We start from the raw sequence: 15,179 nt of genomic DNA, 5'->3' as shown, positions 1-15,179 counted from the left end.
TCGGGACCGGCACCGTCGGCACGGGGTCTCGAGACGCCCGCTTCGCGAGCTCCTCGACCCGCACGGGGCTCAGCCGACCTCGGCGACCTCGGGGACGGATGCCGCGACGACCTGCTCGACGCGCACCGGCTGGCGCTCGGGCAGCACCATGGGGTGCGTGCCGGCCATCGCCTCGATGACGCGGACGACCTGGCACGAGTAGCCGTACTCGTTGTCGTACCAGACGTAGAGCACGACGTCGGTGCCGTCGGCGATGGTCGCGAGCCCGTCGACGATTCCGGCCCGGTTCGAGCCGACGAAGTCGGTCGAGACGACCTCGGGCGACTCGATGTAGTCGACCTGCTGGCGCAGCGGCGACGTGAGCGAGACCGTCCGGAGGTAGGCGTTCAGCGTGGCCTTGTCGGTCGGGTTCTCGAGCTGCAGGTTGAGGATCGCGAGCGACACGTCGGGCGTGGGCACGCGGATCGCCGAGCCGGTCAGCTTGCCCTCGAGCGCGGGCAGCGCCTTCGCGACGGCCTTCGCGGCGCCGGTCTCGGCGATGACCATGTTCAGCACCGCCGAGCGGCCGCGACGGTCGCCCTTGTGGAAGTTGTCGATGAGGTTCTGGTCGTTCGTGAACGAGTGCACGGTCTCGACGTGGCCGCGCGCGATGCCGTACGCGTCGTCGATCGCGGCGAGCACCGGGGTGATCGCGTTGGTGGTGCAGGACGCCGCCGAGAGGATGCGGTCGCCCGACTCGATCGCGTCGTGGTTGATGCCGTGCACGATGTTCTTGATCGCGCCCTTGCCCGGCGCGGTGAGCAGCACGCGGGCGACGCCCTTCGACTCGAGGTGGCGGCTGAGCCCGGGCTCGTCGCGCCAGCGGCCCGTGTTGTCGACGACGATCGCGTCGGAGATGCCGTACGCGGTGTAGTCGATCGCGCCGGGGTCGTCGGAGTAGATCACCTGGATGAGGGTGCCGTTCGCGAGGATGGTGTTCGCCTCCTCGTCGACCGTGATGGTGCCCTGGAAGGGACCGTGCACCGAGTCGCGGCGCAGCAGGCTGGCGCGCTTCTGCAGGTCGTTCTCGGCGCCCTTGCGGACGACGATCGCGCGCAGGCGCAGGTTCTGGCCACCGCCGGCGTGCGCGATCAGGATGCGGGCGAGCAGCCGGCCGATGCGGCCGAAGCCGTACAGCACGACGTCGGTGCCGGATGCCGCGGGCTCCCCGGCGTCGACGAGCACCGGTGCGAGCTCCGCGCGGAGGAAGTCGACGAGGTCGGTGCCGGGCGCGGCCGCGTGGAACCGCGAGACGAGGCGGGCGACGTCGACGGATGCGGGGCCGGGGCCGATCTCGGCGAGCGCCTCGAGCACGCGCATCGTGTCGTCGAGATCGAGCTCGACGTCGCCGGCCTGCCGGGCGAAGCGGTGCGCCTTGAGCAGCTCGACCGCGGAGCGGTTGATCAGGCGACGCCCGTGGATGGAGGTCACGACTCCGTGACGGCGGTACAGGCCGCCGATGAGCGGGATCATCCGCTCGGCCTGTTCCTCTCGGGCGATCCATTCCTCACGGCGGGCGTCGAACTCGTGGCTCACGGCGTGTCCTCTCGGCCGCGAGCGTCGGCGTCGTCGGCCATCGTGCGGGTCGGCGCCGGGGTGGCAGCGTCGACCACGGGGTTTCCGAAGGGGATGCCTCGATGATACCGGCGCGCGACGCGGCATCCGCTGTACATGGCGGCAGGTGACCCTGCGAGCGGATGCCGCGGCGTCGAGCCCCGACGCCGTGGGGTCGCGGTCAGGCTGCGACGTCGTCGACGAGCTCGATGTCGTAGACCGCGATCCGCTGCGGCACGCCGTCGAACGCCGCCGCACGTGCCGCCGAGGCGAGGTACTCCTGCTCGCGCGCGAGGAACGCCTCGTGGTCGCCCGGTGCGCTCACCGCCCAGACGAACTGGTTCCGCTCGCGGATGCCGTAGGCGAACTCGATCGTGAACCCGGCCTCGGACCGCACCCGCGGCATCCACTCCCGGAACCACGCCAGGAAGGCGTCGTATTCCCCGTCGACGAGCGTGTACCGGCGCAGCTGGATCGTCTTCACCTGAGCCATTCTGCCGTGCGCGCGTGGCGCGTGACGACGACACGGATGCCGCCTCAGCCGAGTGGCATCGTGACGGCCATGGCGAGCATGCCGACGGCCATGAGCGGATGCCGCCACGCGGACGGCCCGGTGCGCTCGGCCGCTACCCGGCGCAGCGGTGACGCGAGTGCCGTCGCCGCGATCGCGGCCGCCACAGCGACCACCGCCCAGCCGAGCGGGACGCCGGCGGCATGGGCGGAGTGCGCGCCCGCGTCGGATCCCGGCGGTGCCGCCATCGCCCACCACATCGCCGCCATGACGAGGAGCGAGCCGGAGTTCCGGGCCAGCTCCGCCCGGCGGGAGGCGTCCCCGCCGGATGGGCCGCCGGTCCGGCGGGCTCGTCCCGGCACGGGGACGAGCGCCATCAGTGACGCGACCACGAGCAGTGCTCCCCACCCGGTCGCGTGTGCGAGATCGAGCCCCGGAACGACCATGTCGAGGGCTGAGACGCCCATGAGCACGGCGGTGCCGCGCTCGCGCGGCACCGCCGCGCCGCCGCGCCGGACCGGCACGACGGTGCAGGCGACCGAAGCCAGGGTCGGCGCGAGCGCGGCGACCATGATGGCGGCGTGCATCGCGCTCGGCGGTCCCGGCTCAGCCGAGGTGCTCTGCGGTCAGGTCCTCGGCGCCGTGCCCGATCCGCCGGTAGACGTCGGGCCGCCGGTTGCGCAGCACGAGCGCCCAGGCGATGCCCGCGATGCCCGCGACCACGATGAGGCCGGGGAGCACGAACGTCGTGGCGTCGCTCTCGACCTGCCCGAGCAGCACGTTGAAGTTCGCCACGATGAGCACGAGCACGGTCGTCAGTGCGAGGAACGCGAGGACCGGCGCGACGAGCCGCGATCCGGCCCCGACGTCGCGTGGGTCGCGGCGGAAGTACCCGATCACGGCGAGCGAGACGACCGCCATGAGGAGCACCAGCCCGAGCGCCCCGGTGTTCGTGAGCCACGAGAACAGCGTGACGACCGGGAAGAGGATGCCGAGTTCGGAGCCGGCGCCGGCGATGGCGAATGCGACGACCACCACGACGGCGAGCAGGCTCTGCGTGATCGAGCCCGCCCATGGTGCGCCGGTTCGGTCGCGAACGCTCGCGAGGCCCGCGGGGAGCACGCCGTCGCGGCCGAGCGAGAACAGGTATCGCGCGACGGCGTTGTGGAAGCTCACCAGCGCGGCGAAGAGGCTCGTGATGAACAGGATCGACATGAAGTCGACCATGATCGACCCGAACCGCTCGCCGACGAAGCCGAAGAAGAGGGGCGGTCCGGCCTCCTCGGGCGCGATCCCGCCGGAGGAGATCTTCTCCGGGCCGATCGCCAGGGCGAGCGCCCACGACGAGAACGCGTAGAAGAGGCCGATGATGACGACCGCGGTGAACGTGGCCCGCGCGACGGTCCGCTTCGGGTCGACGGCCTCCTCGCCGTAGATGGCGGCCGACTCGAATCCCATGAACGCGGCGATGCCGAACACGAGCACGGCGCCGAGTCCGGGCAGCAGGAGCGCCGACGGCGAGATCGGGTCGGCGGAGAAGCCCTCGGCCGGGTTCGCGAACGCCGCGAGGTCGAAGACCAGCACGGCGAGGAACTCGAGCGCGACGATCACGCCGAGCACCTTCGCCGAGAGGTCGACGCGGTTCACGCCGAGGATGCCGACGACGACGATGAAGACGAGGACGCTCGCCCACCACGGCACGTCGATCCCGAACTTCTCGCCCAGCAGGAGTGAGACCTGGAATCCGAAGATGCCCCAGATGCCGATCTGCATGCAGTTGTAGGCGACGAGCGCGATGAGCGCGACACCCACGCCGACGGGCCGTCCGAGGCCCTGCGCCGCGTAGGCGGAGAAGGCGCCGGCGTTCGTGATGAACCGGCTCATCGCCGCGTAGCCGATCGAGAAGACGGCGAGGACCGCGGCGAGGACGAGGTAGCCGATCGGAACGGCGATCGAGCCGGTGACCGAGTAGGCGGTGGTGGCGCCGCCGGCGATGACGGTGAGCGGCGCGGATGCGGCGATGATGAGGACGGTGATCGCGGGCACGCCGAGGCGGCGTCGCTGCCGCGTCGCCGTCTCGGCGGTCATGGGGTCGGTGGTCGTGGACATCGGGACTCCTGTGTCGATGGTGGGGGTCGCTCCGAATGCTCCTCCGACCGGCCCGGCGGGTCTTGTCCGATCCGGCACGATCGTTGTCGCTTCGCGAACCGAGGCGCCCTCGCCTCATAGGGTGCTCCTGTGGGGTCCAGTTCCGAAACGGATGACGCGTCCACCGCTCCCGCGCCGGGTCGGAACGGGTCGGCGGGACGGCGCGCGCTGCTGCAGGCCACGATCACGGTCGTGGCACGGTCGGGGCTGCGCGCCCTGACCTACCGTGCGGTGGCCGCCGAGGCCGGGGTGTCGCACGGGCTCGTGCGCCATCACTTCGGCACGCGTGACCAGCTGATCGCGGCGGCGCTCGAGTTCGCCGTGGCCGAGAGCCTGCGCGAGACGAGCATGACGGATGCCGCGGGGCGGCCGGCCGCCGCGGATCCGGCCCGGTTCGCGGCGGGCATCGAATCGCTCGCCGACCGCAGCACCGACATGCAGGCGTTCCAGTACGAGCTGCTGCTCGAGGCGCGCCGCCGGCCGGAACTGCGCGAACACGTCGAGCGGTACTACGAGACGTACCGGCGCGCGACCACCGCGCAACTCCGGGCGCTCGGCATCGAGGACGAGGAGTTCATCGAGGTGATCTGGTTCGCGCTCGACGGCCTCGTGTTCAAGCACCTCGTGCTGGGTTCGGCGGCGGAGAGCGAGCGGGTGCTCGAGCGCATCCGCCGGCTCGTGGCATCCGCCGCCCGACCCTCGGACTGACCGCCCTCTCGGCCATTCGTCCCGCTCCCCTTGCCTATCCATTTGGATAGGGCTACCGTCGACCCAACCGTGCGACGAGGCAGGGAGGACCGCGATGACGCACCCCACGACGAAGGCGGGAACGCTCGACTTCCCCGCATTCCGAACCGCCGTGAGCGAGTCGTTCGTGCCGCTGAAGGTCACGAGCGACCGGCCGGATCCGTTCGCGGGCTCGATCCGCCACGTCGCGGCGGAGGACGTGCACTTCTCGATCGTCTCGGCGACCGAGCACGCCGTCGAACGAACGCCGCAGCTCGTCGCGAGCGACGACCGCAGGTTCTACAAGCTCGGCGTGCAGCTGGCGGGCACGGGCCTCCTCGTGCAGGAGCACCGCGAGACGCTGCTCGAGCCGGGTTCGATCTCGATCTACGCGACCGATCGCCCGTATTCGCTCATGTTCGACGGTTCGTCGCGCACGTTCGTGATGATGTTCCCGAGCCGGCTGCTCGACCTCCCGCACCGCGCGATCGGCGAGCTCACCGCGACGCCGCTCGGCGCTGCGGGCGGAATGGGCGACCTGGTCGGGACCTACCTCACGAGCCTCGCCGATCGCCTCGACCTGCTCGCCGGACCCAGCGGCGAGCGGCTCGCGCGCAATGCCGTCGACATGGCGGCCGCGATGCTCTCGAACGAGCTCGCCGTCGGATCCGTCGAGTTGAGTCCGCGGGAGCGCCTGTTCACCGAGATCACGCGCTTCATCGACGCGAACCTCTGCGCCCCCGACCTCGACCCGGCCACGATCGCCGCGGCGCACTTCATCTCGCCGCGATACCTCCACGCGCTCTTCCACGAGCACGACACGACCGTGTCGACCTGGGTACGACGCCGGCGCCTCGAGGAGTGCCGCCGCCGCCTGGCCGATCCGGCATTCGACGACCGGTCGATCTCGAGCGTCGCCGCAGACTGGGGCTTCGCCGACGCCGCGCACTTCAGCCGGGCGTTCCGCGCCGAGTTCGACTGCTCCCCGCGCGACGTGCGCGGCAGCCGCTGAACCGCGGCACCCCACGCACCGTCGGCGGGTCTTCGCTCGCGGTCAACACCCGCTCGCTCCGAGACAAGACCCGTGCGCCGCATCCGCCGAGACTGGTGGGCACGAACCTTGGAGGAGCAATGGAGACCTACGAGCGCCTGCTCGCGGCCATCACCCCGGCAACCGGACCGACGCGCGACGTCCTCGACCCCGCGACCGGTGAGCGCATCGGCGCGGCGCGCGTCGACGGCACCGCCGAGCTCGAGCGGGCGATCGGCCGCGCCCGTGCCGCGCAGCCGGCCTGGGCCGAGCTCGGCGACGAGGAGCGCGTCGCGACGCTGAACCGCGTCGCCGACGCCATCGAGCGATCGGGTGAGGCGCTCGCCGAACTGCTCTCTCGCGAGCAGGGCAAGCCCCTCAACGGCCCGAACGCGCGCTTCGAAGTCGGTGCCTGCGCGAACTGGCTCCGGGCGACCGCGGCGACGCCGCAGCCCGTCGAGGTCGTCGTCGACGACGGCGAGACCTACGCCGAGCTGCACTACCGCCCGATCGGCACCGTCGGCGTGATCACGCCGTGGAACTGGCCCATGATGATCGCGATCTGGCAGATCGCCCCGGCGCTCCGCATGGGCAACACCGTCGTCGCCAAGCCGTCGGAGTACACGACCCTGTCGGGGCTCGCGCTCGCCGCCGTCATGAACCAGGAGCTCCCCGAGGGCGTCCTCGAGGTCGTCGCCGGCGACGGCGGCCTCGGCGCCGAGCTCGTGGTGCACCCCGGCATCGGCAAGATCATGTTCACCGGCTCCACCGCGACGGGCCGCCGGATCATGGAGGCCTCGGCCGGCAACCTCAAGCGGCTCACCCTCGAACTCGGCGGGAACGACGCCGGCATCGTGCTGCCCGACGTCGACGCCTCGGCGATCGCCGAGGGACTGTTCTGGGGCGCGTTCATCAACACCGGCCAGACCTGCGCCGCCATGAAGCGCCTGTACGTGCACGACGACGTCTACGACGCCGTCTGCGACGCCCTGACGGAGGTCGCGTCGCAGATGCCGATGGGTCCGGGGCTCGACGAGCAGAACGTGCTCGGTCCGCTCCAGAACCGCATGCAGTGGGAGGTCGTGCACCGGCTCGTCGACGCCGCGAAGACCTCCGGCGCGCGGGTGCTGCTCGGCGGGACGCCCGACCCCGAGGCATCCGGCCACTTCTACCCCACCACGCTCGTGGCGGACATCGACGACGCGCATCCCCTCGTGCAGGAGGAGCAGTTCGGCCCGGCCCTGCCGATCATCCGGTACTCCGACGTCGAGGACGCCGTCCGCATGGCGAACGCCGTGGACGTCGGCCTCGGGGCCTCCGTCTGGTCGGGTGACCGCGAACGCGCCCGCGAGATCGCGGCGCGACTCGAGGCCGGCACGGTCTGGATCAACTCGCACGGCGGCGTCCACCCGGGCATCCCGTTCGGCGGCGTCAAGCAGTCCGGCTTCGGACTCGAGTTCGGCGCCGAGGGCCTGAAGGCCGTCGCCGTGCCCCAGGTGATCAACGGATGACGCTCATGCACCACCACGACCACGCCGTCGCCGACGCACCCGCCGACGTGCGGCATCCGCTCGACCTCACGACCGCCGACGAGCTCGAACTCGGCCGCGAGGTCCTCGTCCGCGCCGGGAAGGTCGGCGAGCGCACCCGCTTCCCGAACGTCATGCCCGTCGAGCCCGACAAGGCGATCGTCGCCGGCTTCGCCGACGGCGACCCGGTCGAGCGCCGGCTGCGCTACACCCTGCTCGAACTCGACACCGGGCGTGCGGCCGAGGCCGTCGTGAACCTCGCGACCGAGGCGGTCGAGGAATGGACGGAGCTCGACACGACCCGTGCGCCGTACGGCCAGCCGCAGTACCTCTTCGAGGAGTACGAGCTCGCCGAGCAGCTGGTGAAGGACTCGCCCGAGTGGTGCGCCGCGATGGAACGGCGCGGGCTCGGCGCGAAGATCGACCTCGCGTTCTGCGGACCGCTCGCCCCGGGCTTCTTCGGACGCGCCGACGAGGTCGGACGCCGCGTCATCCGCTCGCTCACGTTCCTCAGGGACGCCCCCGGCGACAACCACTGGTCGCATCCCGTCGAGGGGCTCATCGTGCACATCGACCTCACCGAGCGGCGGGTCATCCGGGTCGAGGACGAGGGCGACGTGCCGGTGCCGTCGGTCGACGGCCGGTACGACCCCGAGACCGTGGGTCCGGCGCGCACGAGCCTGAAGCCCATCGAGATCACCCAGCCCGAGGGGCCGAGCTTCGCCGTCGACGGCAACCTGGTCGAGTGGGAGAACTGGCGATTCCGGGTGGGGTTCAACGCCCGTGAGGGGCTCGTCCTGCAGCAGGTGTCGTTCCGCGACGGCGACGAGCACCGCTCGGTGCTGTCGCGGGCGAGCGTGCCGGAGATGGTCGTGCCGTACGGCGACACCACGCCGACCCGCTTCTGGATCAGCTACTTCGACGCCGGCGAGTACCTGCTCGGCAAGAACGCGAACGCGCTGCAGCTCGGGTGCGACTGCCTCGGCGTCATCCACTACTTCGACGCGCACGTCGCGGGCGACGATGGACACGCCGTGCGCATGCCGAACGTCGTGTGCATGCACGAGGAGGACTACGGGATCCTCTGGAAGCACAACGAGTGGGGCGAGCGTGCCGAGGTGCGCCGGTCGCGCCGGCTCGTGATCAGCTACTTCGCCACGATCGGCAACTACGACTACGGCTTCTTCTGGTACCTCTACCTCGACGGAACCGTCCAGATGGAGGCCAAGGCGACCGGCATCGTGTTCGCGGGCGCCGGCACGCCGGGCGCGCCCGACCCCCATGCGTCCGAGATCGCCCCCGGCCTGTTCGCACCCGTGCACCAGCACCTGTTCTGCGCGCGACTCGACGTCGCGATCGACGGCGAGGACAACACGCTCGCCGAGGTCGACGTGGTCGGCGTGCCCACCGGGCCCGACAACCCGTACGGCAACGCGTTCACCTGGCAGGTGACCCCGATCACCCGGGAGTCCGACGCCGGCCGCCTCGCGAACGGCGCGACGTCGCGCGTGTGGGAGGTCGCGAGCGCGAGCCGCCGCAACGCGGTCGGCCGGCCGACGTCCTTCCACCTCATCCCCGAGGGGAAGTCGACGCTGCTCGCACAGCCCGACTCCACGGTGTGGGCCCGCGCGAACTTCGCGACGAAGCACCTGTGGGCGACCGCGTACGCTCCCGACGAGCTCTACCCGGCGGGGCCGTACCCGAACGCGCACGAGGGCTGGGCAGGGCTGCCGACCTGGCAGCAGGCCGACCGCGACCTCGACGGCACCGACCTCGTGCTCTGGCACGTGTTCGGTCCGACGCACATCCCGCGGCCCGAGGACTGGCCCGTCATGCCCGTCGACTACTCGGGGTTCCTGTTCAAGCCCTACGGGTTCCTCGACCGCAATCCCGCGCTCGACCTGCCCGACGCGAGCCGGTCGACGGATGCCGCCGGCTGCTGCGGCACTGGCTCGGCCTGCCGCTGCGAGCACTGACCACGAAACCGGATGCCGCGTGCCACCCCGGGCACGCGGCATCCGCCCGTCTTCGGAACGTGCTGCGTCGCGACGCCGCCCCGTGCGCAAGCTGCAGTATCATATACGATTTCGGATACCAGATGTGATCACGGTCGTGTAGCATCGCCACAGACCCTCGACGACGAAGTGGAGAGACATGCTCGACCCAGCGCGCATCGCGGAGATCGCCGACGAACTGGCTGCAGCCGACCGGGACCGGACGATCGTCCCGCTCCTCACCGCCCGCAACCCCGAGATGACCGTCGAGGACGCCTACGCCGTCCAGCGCCTCTGGGCCGAACGCGCGGTCGCGGGCGGCAGGCGCCTGGTCGGCCGCAAGATCGGCCTCACCTCGAAGGTCATGCAGGTCGCCACCGGCATCACCGAGCCCGACTACGGCGTGATCCTCGATGACATGGTCCATGAGTCCGGCTCCGTCATCGAGTACGACCGCTTCTCGAACGTGCGCATCGAGGTCGAGCTCGCGTTCGTGCTGGCCCGGCCGCTGCGGGGCCCCGGCACCACGATCTTCGACGTGCTCGACGCGACCGCCTACGTCGTCCCCGCGCTCGAGATCCTGAACTCGCACATCGAGCTGCAGGGCCGGACCATCGTCGACACGATCTCCGACAACGCCGCGATGGGCGCCATGGTCGTCGGGGGCACGCCCGTGAAGGTCGACGCGGTCGACCTCCGGTGGGTGTCCGCACTCCTCTACCGCAACGAGACGATCGAGGAGTCGGGTGTCGCCGGAGCCGTGCTCGGCCACCCCGCCATGGGCGTCGCGTGGCTCGCCGACAAGCTCGCCCAGCACGGCCAGTCGCTCGAGGCCGGCGAGATGATCCTCGCCGGCTCGTTCACCCGCCCGATGTGGGTCGAACGCGGCGACACCGTCCATGCCGACTACGGACCCCTGGGGGCGATCACGTGCCGATTCGCATGAACCTGCCCGAGACCTTCGCCGCGCGCCTGGCCGGCGCCGACCGCCCGCAGGTGGGCCTCTGGGTCTGCTCGGGCAGCCCGATCATGGCCGAGATCACGGCGGGCAGCGGGGTCGACTGGGTGCTCATCGACGCCGAGCACTCCCCCAACGGGCTCGAGTCGATCCTCGCGCAGCTCTACGCCGTCTCGGCCTACCCCGTCGCACCGGTCGTGCGCGTGCCGATCGGCGACACCGTGGTCATCAAGCAGGTGCTCGACCTCGGCGCGCAGAACCTCCTCGTTCCCATGGTCGACTCGGCGGAGCAGGCCGCGGAGCTCGTGCGCGCCATCCGCTACCCGTCGGGCGGCGTGCGCGGCGTCGGCGCGTCGCTCGCCCGCTCATCGCGCTGGAACCGCGTGCCCGCGTACCTGAAGGACGCCTCGTCGACGATCAGCCTCACGGTGCAGGTCGAGTCGGCGGCCGCGGTCGACGCGGTCGACGAGATCCTGGCGGTCGACGGCGTCGACGCGATCTTCGTCGGCCCGGCCGACCTCGCCGCGTCGATGGGCCGCCTCGGCGAGCCCTCGCACCCGGAGGTCGTCGAGGCGGTGCTCACCGCACTCCGCGCTGCGAGCGCGGCGGGCAAGCCCGCCGGCGTCAACGCGTTCGTGCCCGAGGAGGCCGAGCGCTACCTCGAGGCGGGCGCCTCGTTCGTCGCCGTCGGCGCCGACGTCGCGATCGTCGCCCGCGCGTCCGAGTCGCTGGCCGACCGGTTCGTCGGCGGGCCGAGGCCGACGGATGCCGCGCCGCGCGCGTCGTACTGACCGCCGCTTGCCCGCATCGGCCTGATCGTATATGATTTCAGATATCACGAGACGAGGACGCTCACATGCACATCGACGGCATCGCCACCCCCGGCAAGATCATCGCCGTGCACCTCAACTACGCCTCCCGCGCGGCACAGCGCGGTCGCACGCCGGCGACGCCGAGCTACTTCCTGAAGCCCGCGAGTTCGCTCGCTGCGAGCGGCAGTGCGCTCGAGCGGCCCGCCGGCACCGAGTTGCTGGCGTTCGAGGGCGAGGTCGCGCTCGTCATCGGCGAGCCCGCCCGGCGGGTCTCCCCCGCCGACGGCTGGCGGCACGTGGCATCCGTCACGGCCGCGAACGACTTCGGCGTCTACGACCTGCGCGCCGCCGACAAGGGGTCGAACGTGCGCTCGAAGGGCGGCGACGGGTTCACGCCGCTCGGCCCCGCGCTCATCCCGGCCGCCGACGTCGCACCCGACGGCCTGCGCGTGCGCACCTGGGTCAACGGCGAGCTCGTGCAGGAGGACACGAGCGACACGCTCCTGTTCCCCTTCGGGCAGCTCGTCGCCGACCTATCGCAGCTGATGACCCTCGAGACGGGTGACGTGATCCTCACGGGCACGCCCGCCGGCTCGTCGGTCGTGCTGCCGGGCGACGTGGTCGAGGTCGAGGTCGACGCGCCGGATGCCGCGGGCTCCCCCACCACGGGACGGCTCGTCACGCGCATCACCGAGGGCACCGTCCCGTTCGGCGACTTCGGCACGAAGCCCGCCGTCGACGACCTGCAGCGAGTCGAGGCGTGGGGCTCCGAGGCCGAGCACTCCGCCGCGGTCGCGGCCGGGCGCGCGACGGCGCTCGACGCCGGGTCCCGAGACGGCGCTGACGCGCCTTCCCGACCCGCAGACGCGTTCGAGCTCACCGACGAGCTGCGCGCGCAGCTCTCCTCGGTCGCCGTCGCCACGCTCTCCGTCGCGCTCCGCAAGCGCGGCTACCACGACGTCTTCATCGAGGGCGTGCGCGCGAACCACCCTGGCGACCGCCTCGTCGGGCGCGCCCGCACGCTCCGCTTCATCCCCGCCCGCCCCGACCTGTTCGCCGAGCGCGGCGGCGGCTACAACGCCCAGAAGCGCGCGTTCGACACGGTCGGCGCGGGCGAGGTGCTCGTCGTCGACGCCCGCGGCGAGCGCGGCACCGGCACGGTCGGCGACGTGCTCGCACTGCGGGCGAAGGTGCGCGGCGCGGCCGGCATCGTGACCGACGGCGGCGTGCGCGACTTCGACGCGGTCGCCGAGATCGGCATCCCGGTCTTCTCGCAAGGGCCGCACCCGAGCGTGCTCGGCCGCCGCCACGTGCCGTGGGAGACCGACGTCACGATCGCGTGCGGCGGCGCCGCCGTGCAGCCGGGCGACGTGATCGTGGGTGACGGCGACGGCGTCATCGTGATCCCGCCGCACCTCGTCGCCGAGGTCGCCGAGGAGGCTGCAGCGCAGGACGCCGCGGACGCATGGGTGGCCGAGCGCGTGGCCGAGGGCGAACCCGTCGACGGCCTCTTCCCGATGGACCGCGAGTGGCGGTCGCGATACGAGCGAGAGGCGGGCGACCGATGAGCGCCGCCGAGGGCAAGTCGCAGCGCGCCTACCGCTTCCTCAGGGAGCGCATCGACGACGGCCGCTACGTGCCGGGCTATCGGCTCGTGCTCGCGCAGATCGCCTCCGAGCTCGACATGTCGGTCGTGCCCGTGCGCGAGGCCGTCCGCCGTCTCGAGGCCGAGGGCCTCGTGACGTTCGAGCGCAACGTGGGAGCCCAGGTCGCGCTCCTCAAGCCGACCGAGTACCTCCACACGATGCAGACGCTCGCCCTGGTCGAGGGCTACGCGACGGGCCTGTCGGCGGGGTCGACGACCCCCGAGCAGCTGCGGCGCGCGCGCGAGGTCAACGAACGGATGCGTCGAACGCTCGACGACTTCGAACCCCACCGATTCACCGAGCTCAACCGCGAGTTCCACTCGATCCTGTTCGAGACCTGCCCGAACCCGCACGTCCTCGACCTCGTGCACCGCGGCTGGAATCGCATGAAGGTCCTGCGCGACTCGTCGTTCAGCTTCGTGCCCGGCCGCGCCCGCGAGTCGGTCGAGGAGCACGAGCGCATCATCGAGCTCATCGAGCAGGGCGCCGACCCGCTCGACGTCGAGCTCGCGGCCCGGCGTCACCGCACGGCGACGCTCGACGCGGTGCTCGCCTACCAGTCCGAGCACGCGAACCCGGCGACGGATGCCGCATCCGCGCCCGCCACGAACACACCCGTTTCCCAGCCCGGCGCCGACGCCGCGGCATCCGCTTCGAACCTGGAGGCCAGGACCGCATGAACCACCACATCCCCGAGGGGCTGCCCGACCGCATCCGCCACTACATCGACGGCGAGTTCGTCGACTCGATCGGCGGCGAGACGTTCGACGTGCTCGACCCGGTCTCGAACGAGACCTACGTGCAGGCGGCGGCCGGTCAGAAGGCCGACATCGAACGCGCCGTCGAGGCCGCCGCGCGCGCGTTCCGCGAGGGCCCGTGGCCGCGGATGCTGCCGCGCGAGCGCTCGCGCGTGCTGCACCGCATCGCCGACCTCGTCGAGTCGCGCGACGCGCAGCTCGCCGAGCTCGAATCGTTCGACTCGGGCCTCCCGATCACCCAGGCGCTCGGCCAGGCGCGTCGCGCGGCCGAGAACTTCCGGTTCTTCGCCGACCTGATCGTCGCGCAGGCCGACGACACGTACAAGGTGCCCGGTCGCCAGATCAACTACGTCAACCGCAAGCCGATCGGCGTCGCGGGCCTCATCACGCCGTGGAACACGCCGTTCATGCTCGAGTCGTGGAAGCTCGGTCCGGCGCTCGCGACCGGCAACACGGTCGTGCTGAAGCCCGCCGAATTCACGCCGCTGTCGGCCTCCCTCTGGGCGGGCATCTTCGAGGAGGCAGGACTGCCGAAGGGCGTCTTCAACCTCGTCAACGGCCTCGGCGAGGAGGCGGGCGACGCGCTCGTCAAGCACCCCGACGTGCCGCTCATCTCGTTCACGGGCGAGAGCCGCACGGGGCAGATCATCTTCGGCAACGCGGCGCCCTTCCTCAAGGGCCTTTCGATGGAGCTCGGCGGCAAGAGCCCGGCCGTCGTCTTCGCCGACGCCGACCTCGATGCGGCCGTCGACGCGACGATCTTCGGCGTGTTCTCGCTGAACGGCGAGCGCTGCACCGCCGGCAGCCGCATCCTCGTCGAGCGCGCGATCTACGACGAGTTCGTCGAGAAGTACGCTGCGCAGGCGAAGCGCGTCGTGGTCGGCGACCCGCACGACCCGAAGACCGAGGTCGGCGCGCTCGTGCACCCCGAGCACTACGAGAAGGTCATGAGCTACGTCGAGATCGGCAGGACCGAGGGCCGCCTCGTCGCCGGCGGCGGCCGCCCGGACGGCTTCCCCACGGGCAACTACGTCGCCCCGACGGTCTTCGCCGACGTGCCGAGGGACGCCCGGATCTTCCAGGAGGAGATCTTCGGGCCCGTGGTCGCGATCACGCCCTTCGACTCCGACGAGGAGGCGCTCGAGCTCGCCAACGGCGTGAAGTACGGCCTCGCCGCCTACATCTGGACCAACGACCTCAAGCGCGCGCACAACTTCTCGCAGGCGGTCGAGGCCGGCATGGTCTGGCTGAACTCGAACAACGTGCGAGACCTGCGCACGCCGTTCGGCGGCGTGAAGGCCTCGGGCCTCGGCCACGAGGGCGGCTACCGCTCGATCGACTTCTACACCGACCAGCAGGCGGTGCACATCACGCTCGGCGCGGTGCACAACCCGACGTTCGGCAAGCAGGAGCACCACGACGAGACCGACCTCGACGACCCGGACCCGCGCTGACGCGGCATCCGTTCACCACC

The 15,179-nt window shown here is 71.5% G+C and carries 13 protein-coding genes; 9 read left to right on the top strand and 4 right to left on the bottom strand.

What is annotated here, in order from left to right; all coding sequences use genetic code 11:
• Nucleotides 1-69: 69 nt before the first annotated feature.
• The 4 genes from ACULK4_RS05735 to ACULK4_RS05720 all read right to left on the bottom strand — a co-directional run bounded on the left by ACULK4_RS05735 (nt 70) and on the right by ACULK4_RS05720 (nt 4,213).
• On the bottom strand, nt 70-1,575 hold the full coding sequence (locus ACULK4_RS05735; protein WP_445965616.1) for a glyceraldehyde-3-phosphate dehydrogenase: 1,506 nt from the start codon (nt 1,573-1,575) through the stop codon (nt 70-72).
• A 199-nt stretch (nt 1,576-1,774) separates the two neighbouring features.
• Entirely contained in the window at nt 1,775-2,077 is a 303-nt protein-coding gene (locus ACULK4_RS05730; RefSeq protein WP_445965617.1) for a hypothetical protein, read from the bottom strand.
• A 53-nt stretch (nt 2,078-2,130) separates the two neighbouring features.
• Nucleotides 2,131-2,691, bottom strand: a complete 561-nt coding sequence (locus ACULK4_RS05725; RefSeq protein WP_445965618.1) for a hypothetical protein — start codon at nt 2,689-2,691, stop codon at nt 2,131-2,133.
• Between the two features lie 19 nt (nt 2,692-2,710).
• Nucleotides 2,711-4,213, bottom strand: a complete 1,503-nt coding sequence (locus ACULK4_RS05720) for an APC family permease (RefSeq protein ID WP_445965619.1) — start codon at nt 4,211-4,213, stop codon at nt 2,711-2,713.
• Nucleotides 4,214-4,342: 129 nt separating this feature from the next.
• Here ACULK4_RS05720 and ACULK4_RS05715 point away from each other — a divergent pair, with 129 nt between their 5' ends.
• The 9 genes from ACULK4_RS05715 to hpaE all read left to right on the top strand — a co-directional run bounded on the left by ACULK4_RS05715 (nt 4,343) and on the right by hpaE (nt 15,159).
• Nucleotides 4,343-4,960: a TetR/AcrR family transcriptional regulator gene (locus tag ACULK4_RS05715; protein WP_445965620.1), complete on the top strand. Its 618-nt coding sequence runs from the start codon at nt 4,343-4,345 to the stop codon at nt 4,958-4,960.
• A 94-nt stretch (nt 4,961-5,054) separates the two neighbouring features.
• The gene (locus ACULK4_RS05710) at nt 5,055-5,990 is read left to right on the top strand and encodes an AraC-like ligand-binding domain-containing protein (protein WP_445965621.1); all 936 of its coding nucleotides are present in this window, start codon (nt 5,055-5,057) and stop codon (nt 5,988-5,990) included.
• Between the two features lie 119 nt (nt 5,991-6,109).
• Nucleotides 6,110-7,519 (top strand): aldehyde dehydrogenase family protein, encoded by a 1,410-nt coding sequence (locus tag ACULK4_RS05705; protein WP_445965622.1) that lies wholly within the window; start codon nt 6,110-6,112, stop codon nt 7,517-7,519.
• Complete coding sequence (locus ACULK4_RS05700) at nt 7,516-9,513, top strand: primary-amine oxidase (RefSeq protein WP_445965623.1); 1,998 nt, start codon at nt 7,516-7,518, stop codon at nt 9,511-9,513. The genes ACULK4_RS05705 and ACULK4_RS05700 overlap by 4 nt, the downstream gene beginning before the upstream one ends.
• Nucleotides 9,514-9,691: 178 nt before the next feature.
• Nucleotides 9,692-10,477 (top strand): 2-oxo-hept-4-ene-1,7-dioate hydratase, encoded by a 786-nt coding sequence (hpaH, locus tag ACULK4_RS05695; protein WP_445965624.1) that lies wholly within the window; start codon nt 9,692-9,694, stop codon nt 10,475-10,477.
• Nucleotides 10,462-11,280 (top strand): HpcH/HpaI aldolase family protein, encoded by an 819-nt coding sequence (locus ACULK4_RS05690; RefSeq protein WP_445965625.1) that lies wholly within the window; start codon nt 10,462-10,464, stop codon nt 11,278-11,280. Before hpaH ends, ACULK4_RS05690 begins: the two co-directional genes overlap by 16 nt.
• Nucleotides 11,281-11,345: 65 nt before the next feature.
• Nucleotides 11,346-12,869: a fumarylacetoacetate hydrolase family protein gene (locus ACULK4_RS05685; protein WP_445965626.1), complete on the top strand. Its 1,524-nt coding sequence runs from the start codon at nt 11,346-11,348 to the stop codon at nt 12,867-12,869.
• Complete coding sequence (locus ACULK4_RS05680; RefSeq protein WP_445965627.1) at nt 12,866-13,627, top strand: GntR family transcriptional regulator; 762 nt, start codon at nt 12,866-12,868, stop codon at nt 13,625-13,627. Before ACULK4_RS05685 ends, ACULK4_RS05680 begins: the two co-directional genes overlap by 4 nt.
• Nucleotides 13,624-15,159: a 5-carboxymethyl-2-hydroxymuconate semialdehyde dehydrogenase gene (hpaE, locus tag ACULK4_RS05675; protein ID WP_445965628.1), complete on the top strand. Its 1,536-nt coding sequence runs from the start codon at nt 13,624-13,626 to the stop codon at nt 15,157-15,159. The genes ACULK4_RS05680 and hpaE overlap by 4 nt, the downstream gene beginning before the upstream one ends.
• The last annotated feature ends 20 nt before the right edge of the window (nt 15,160-15,179 follow it).

This window comes from Agromyces selenitireducens, assembly GCF_052748465.2.
This window is presented reverse-complemented; position numbering and strand designations above follow the sequence as displayed.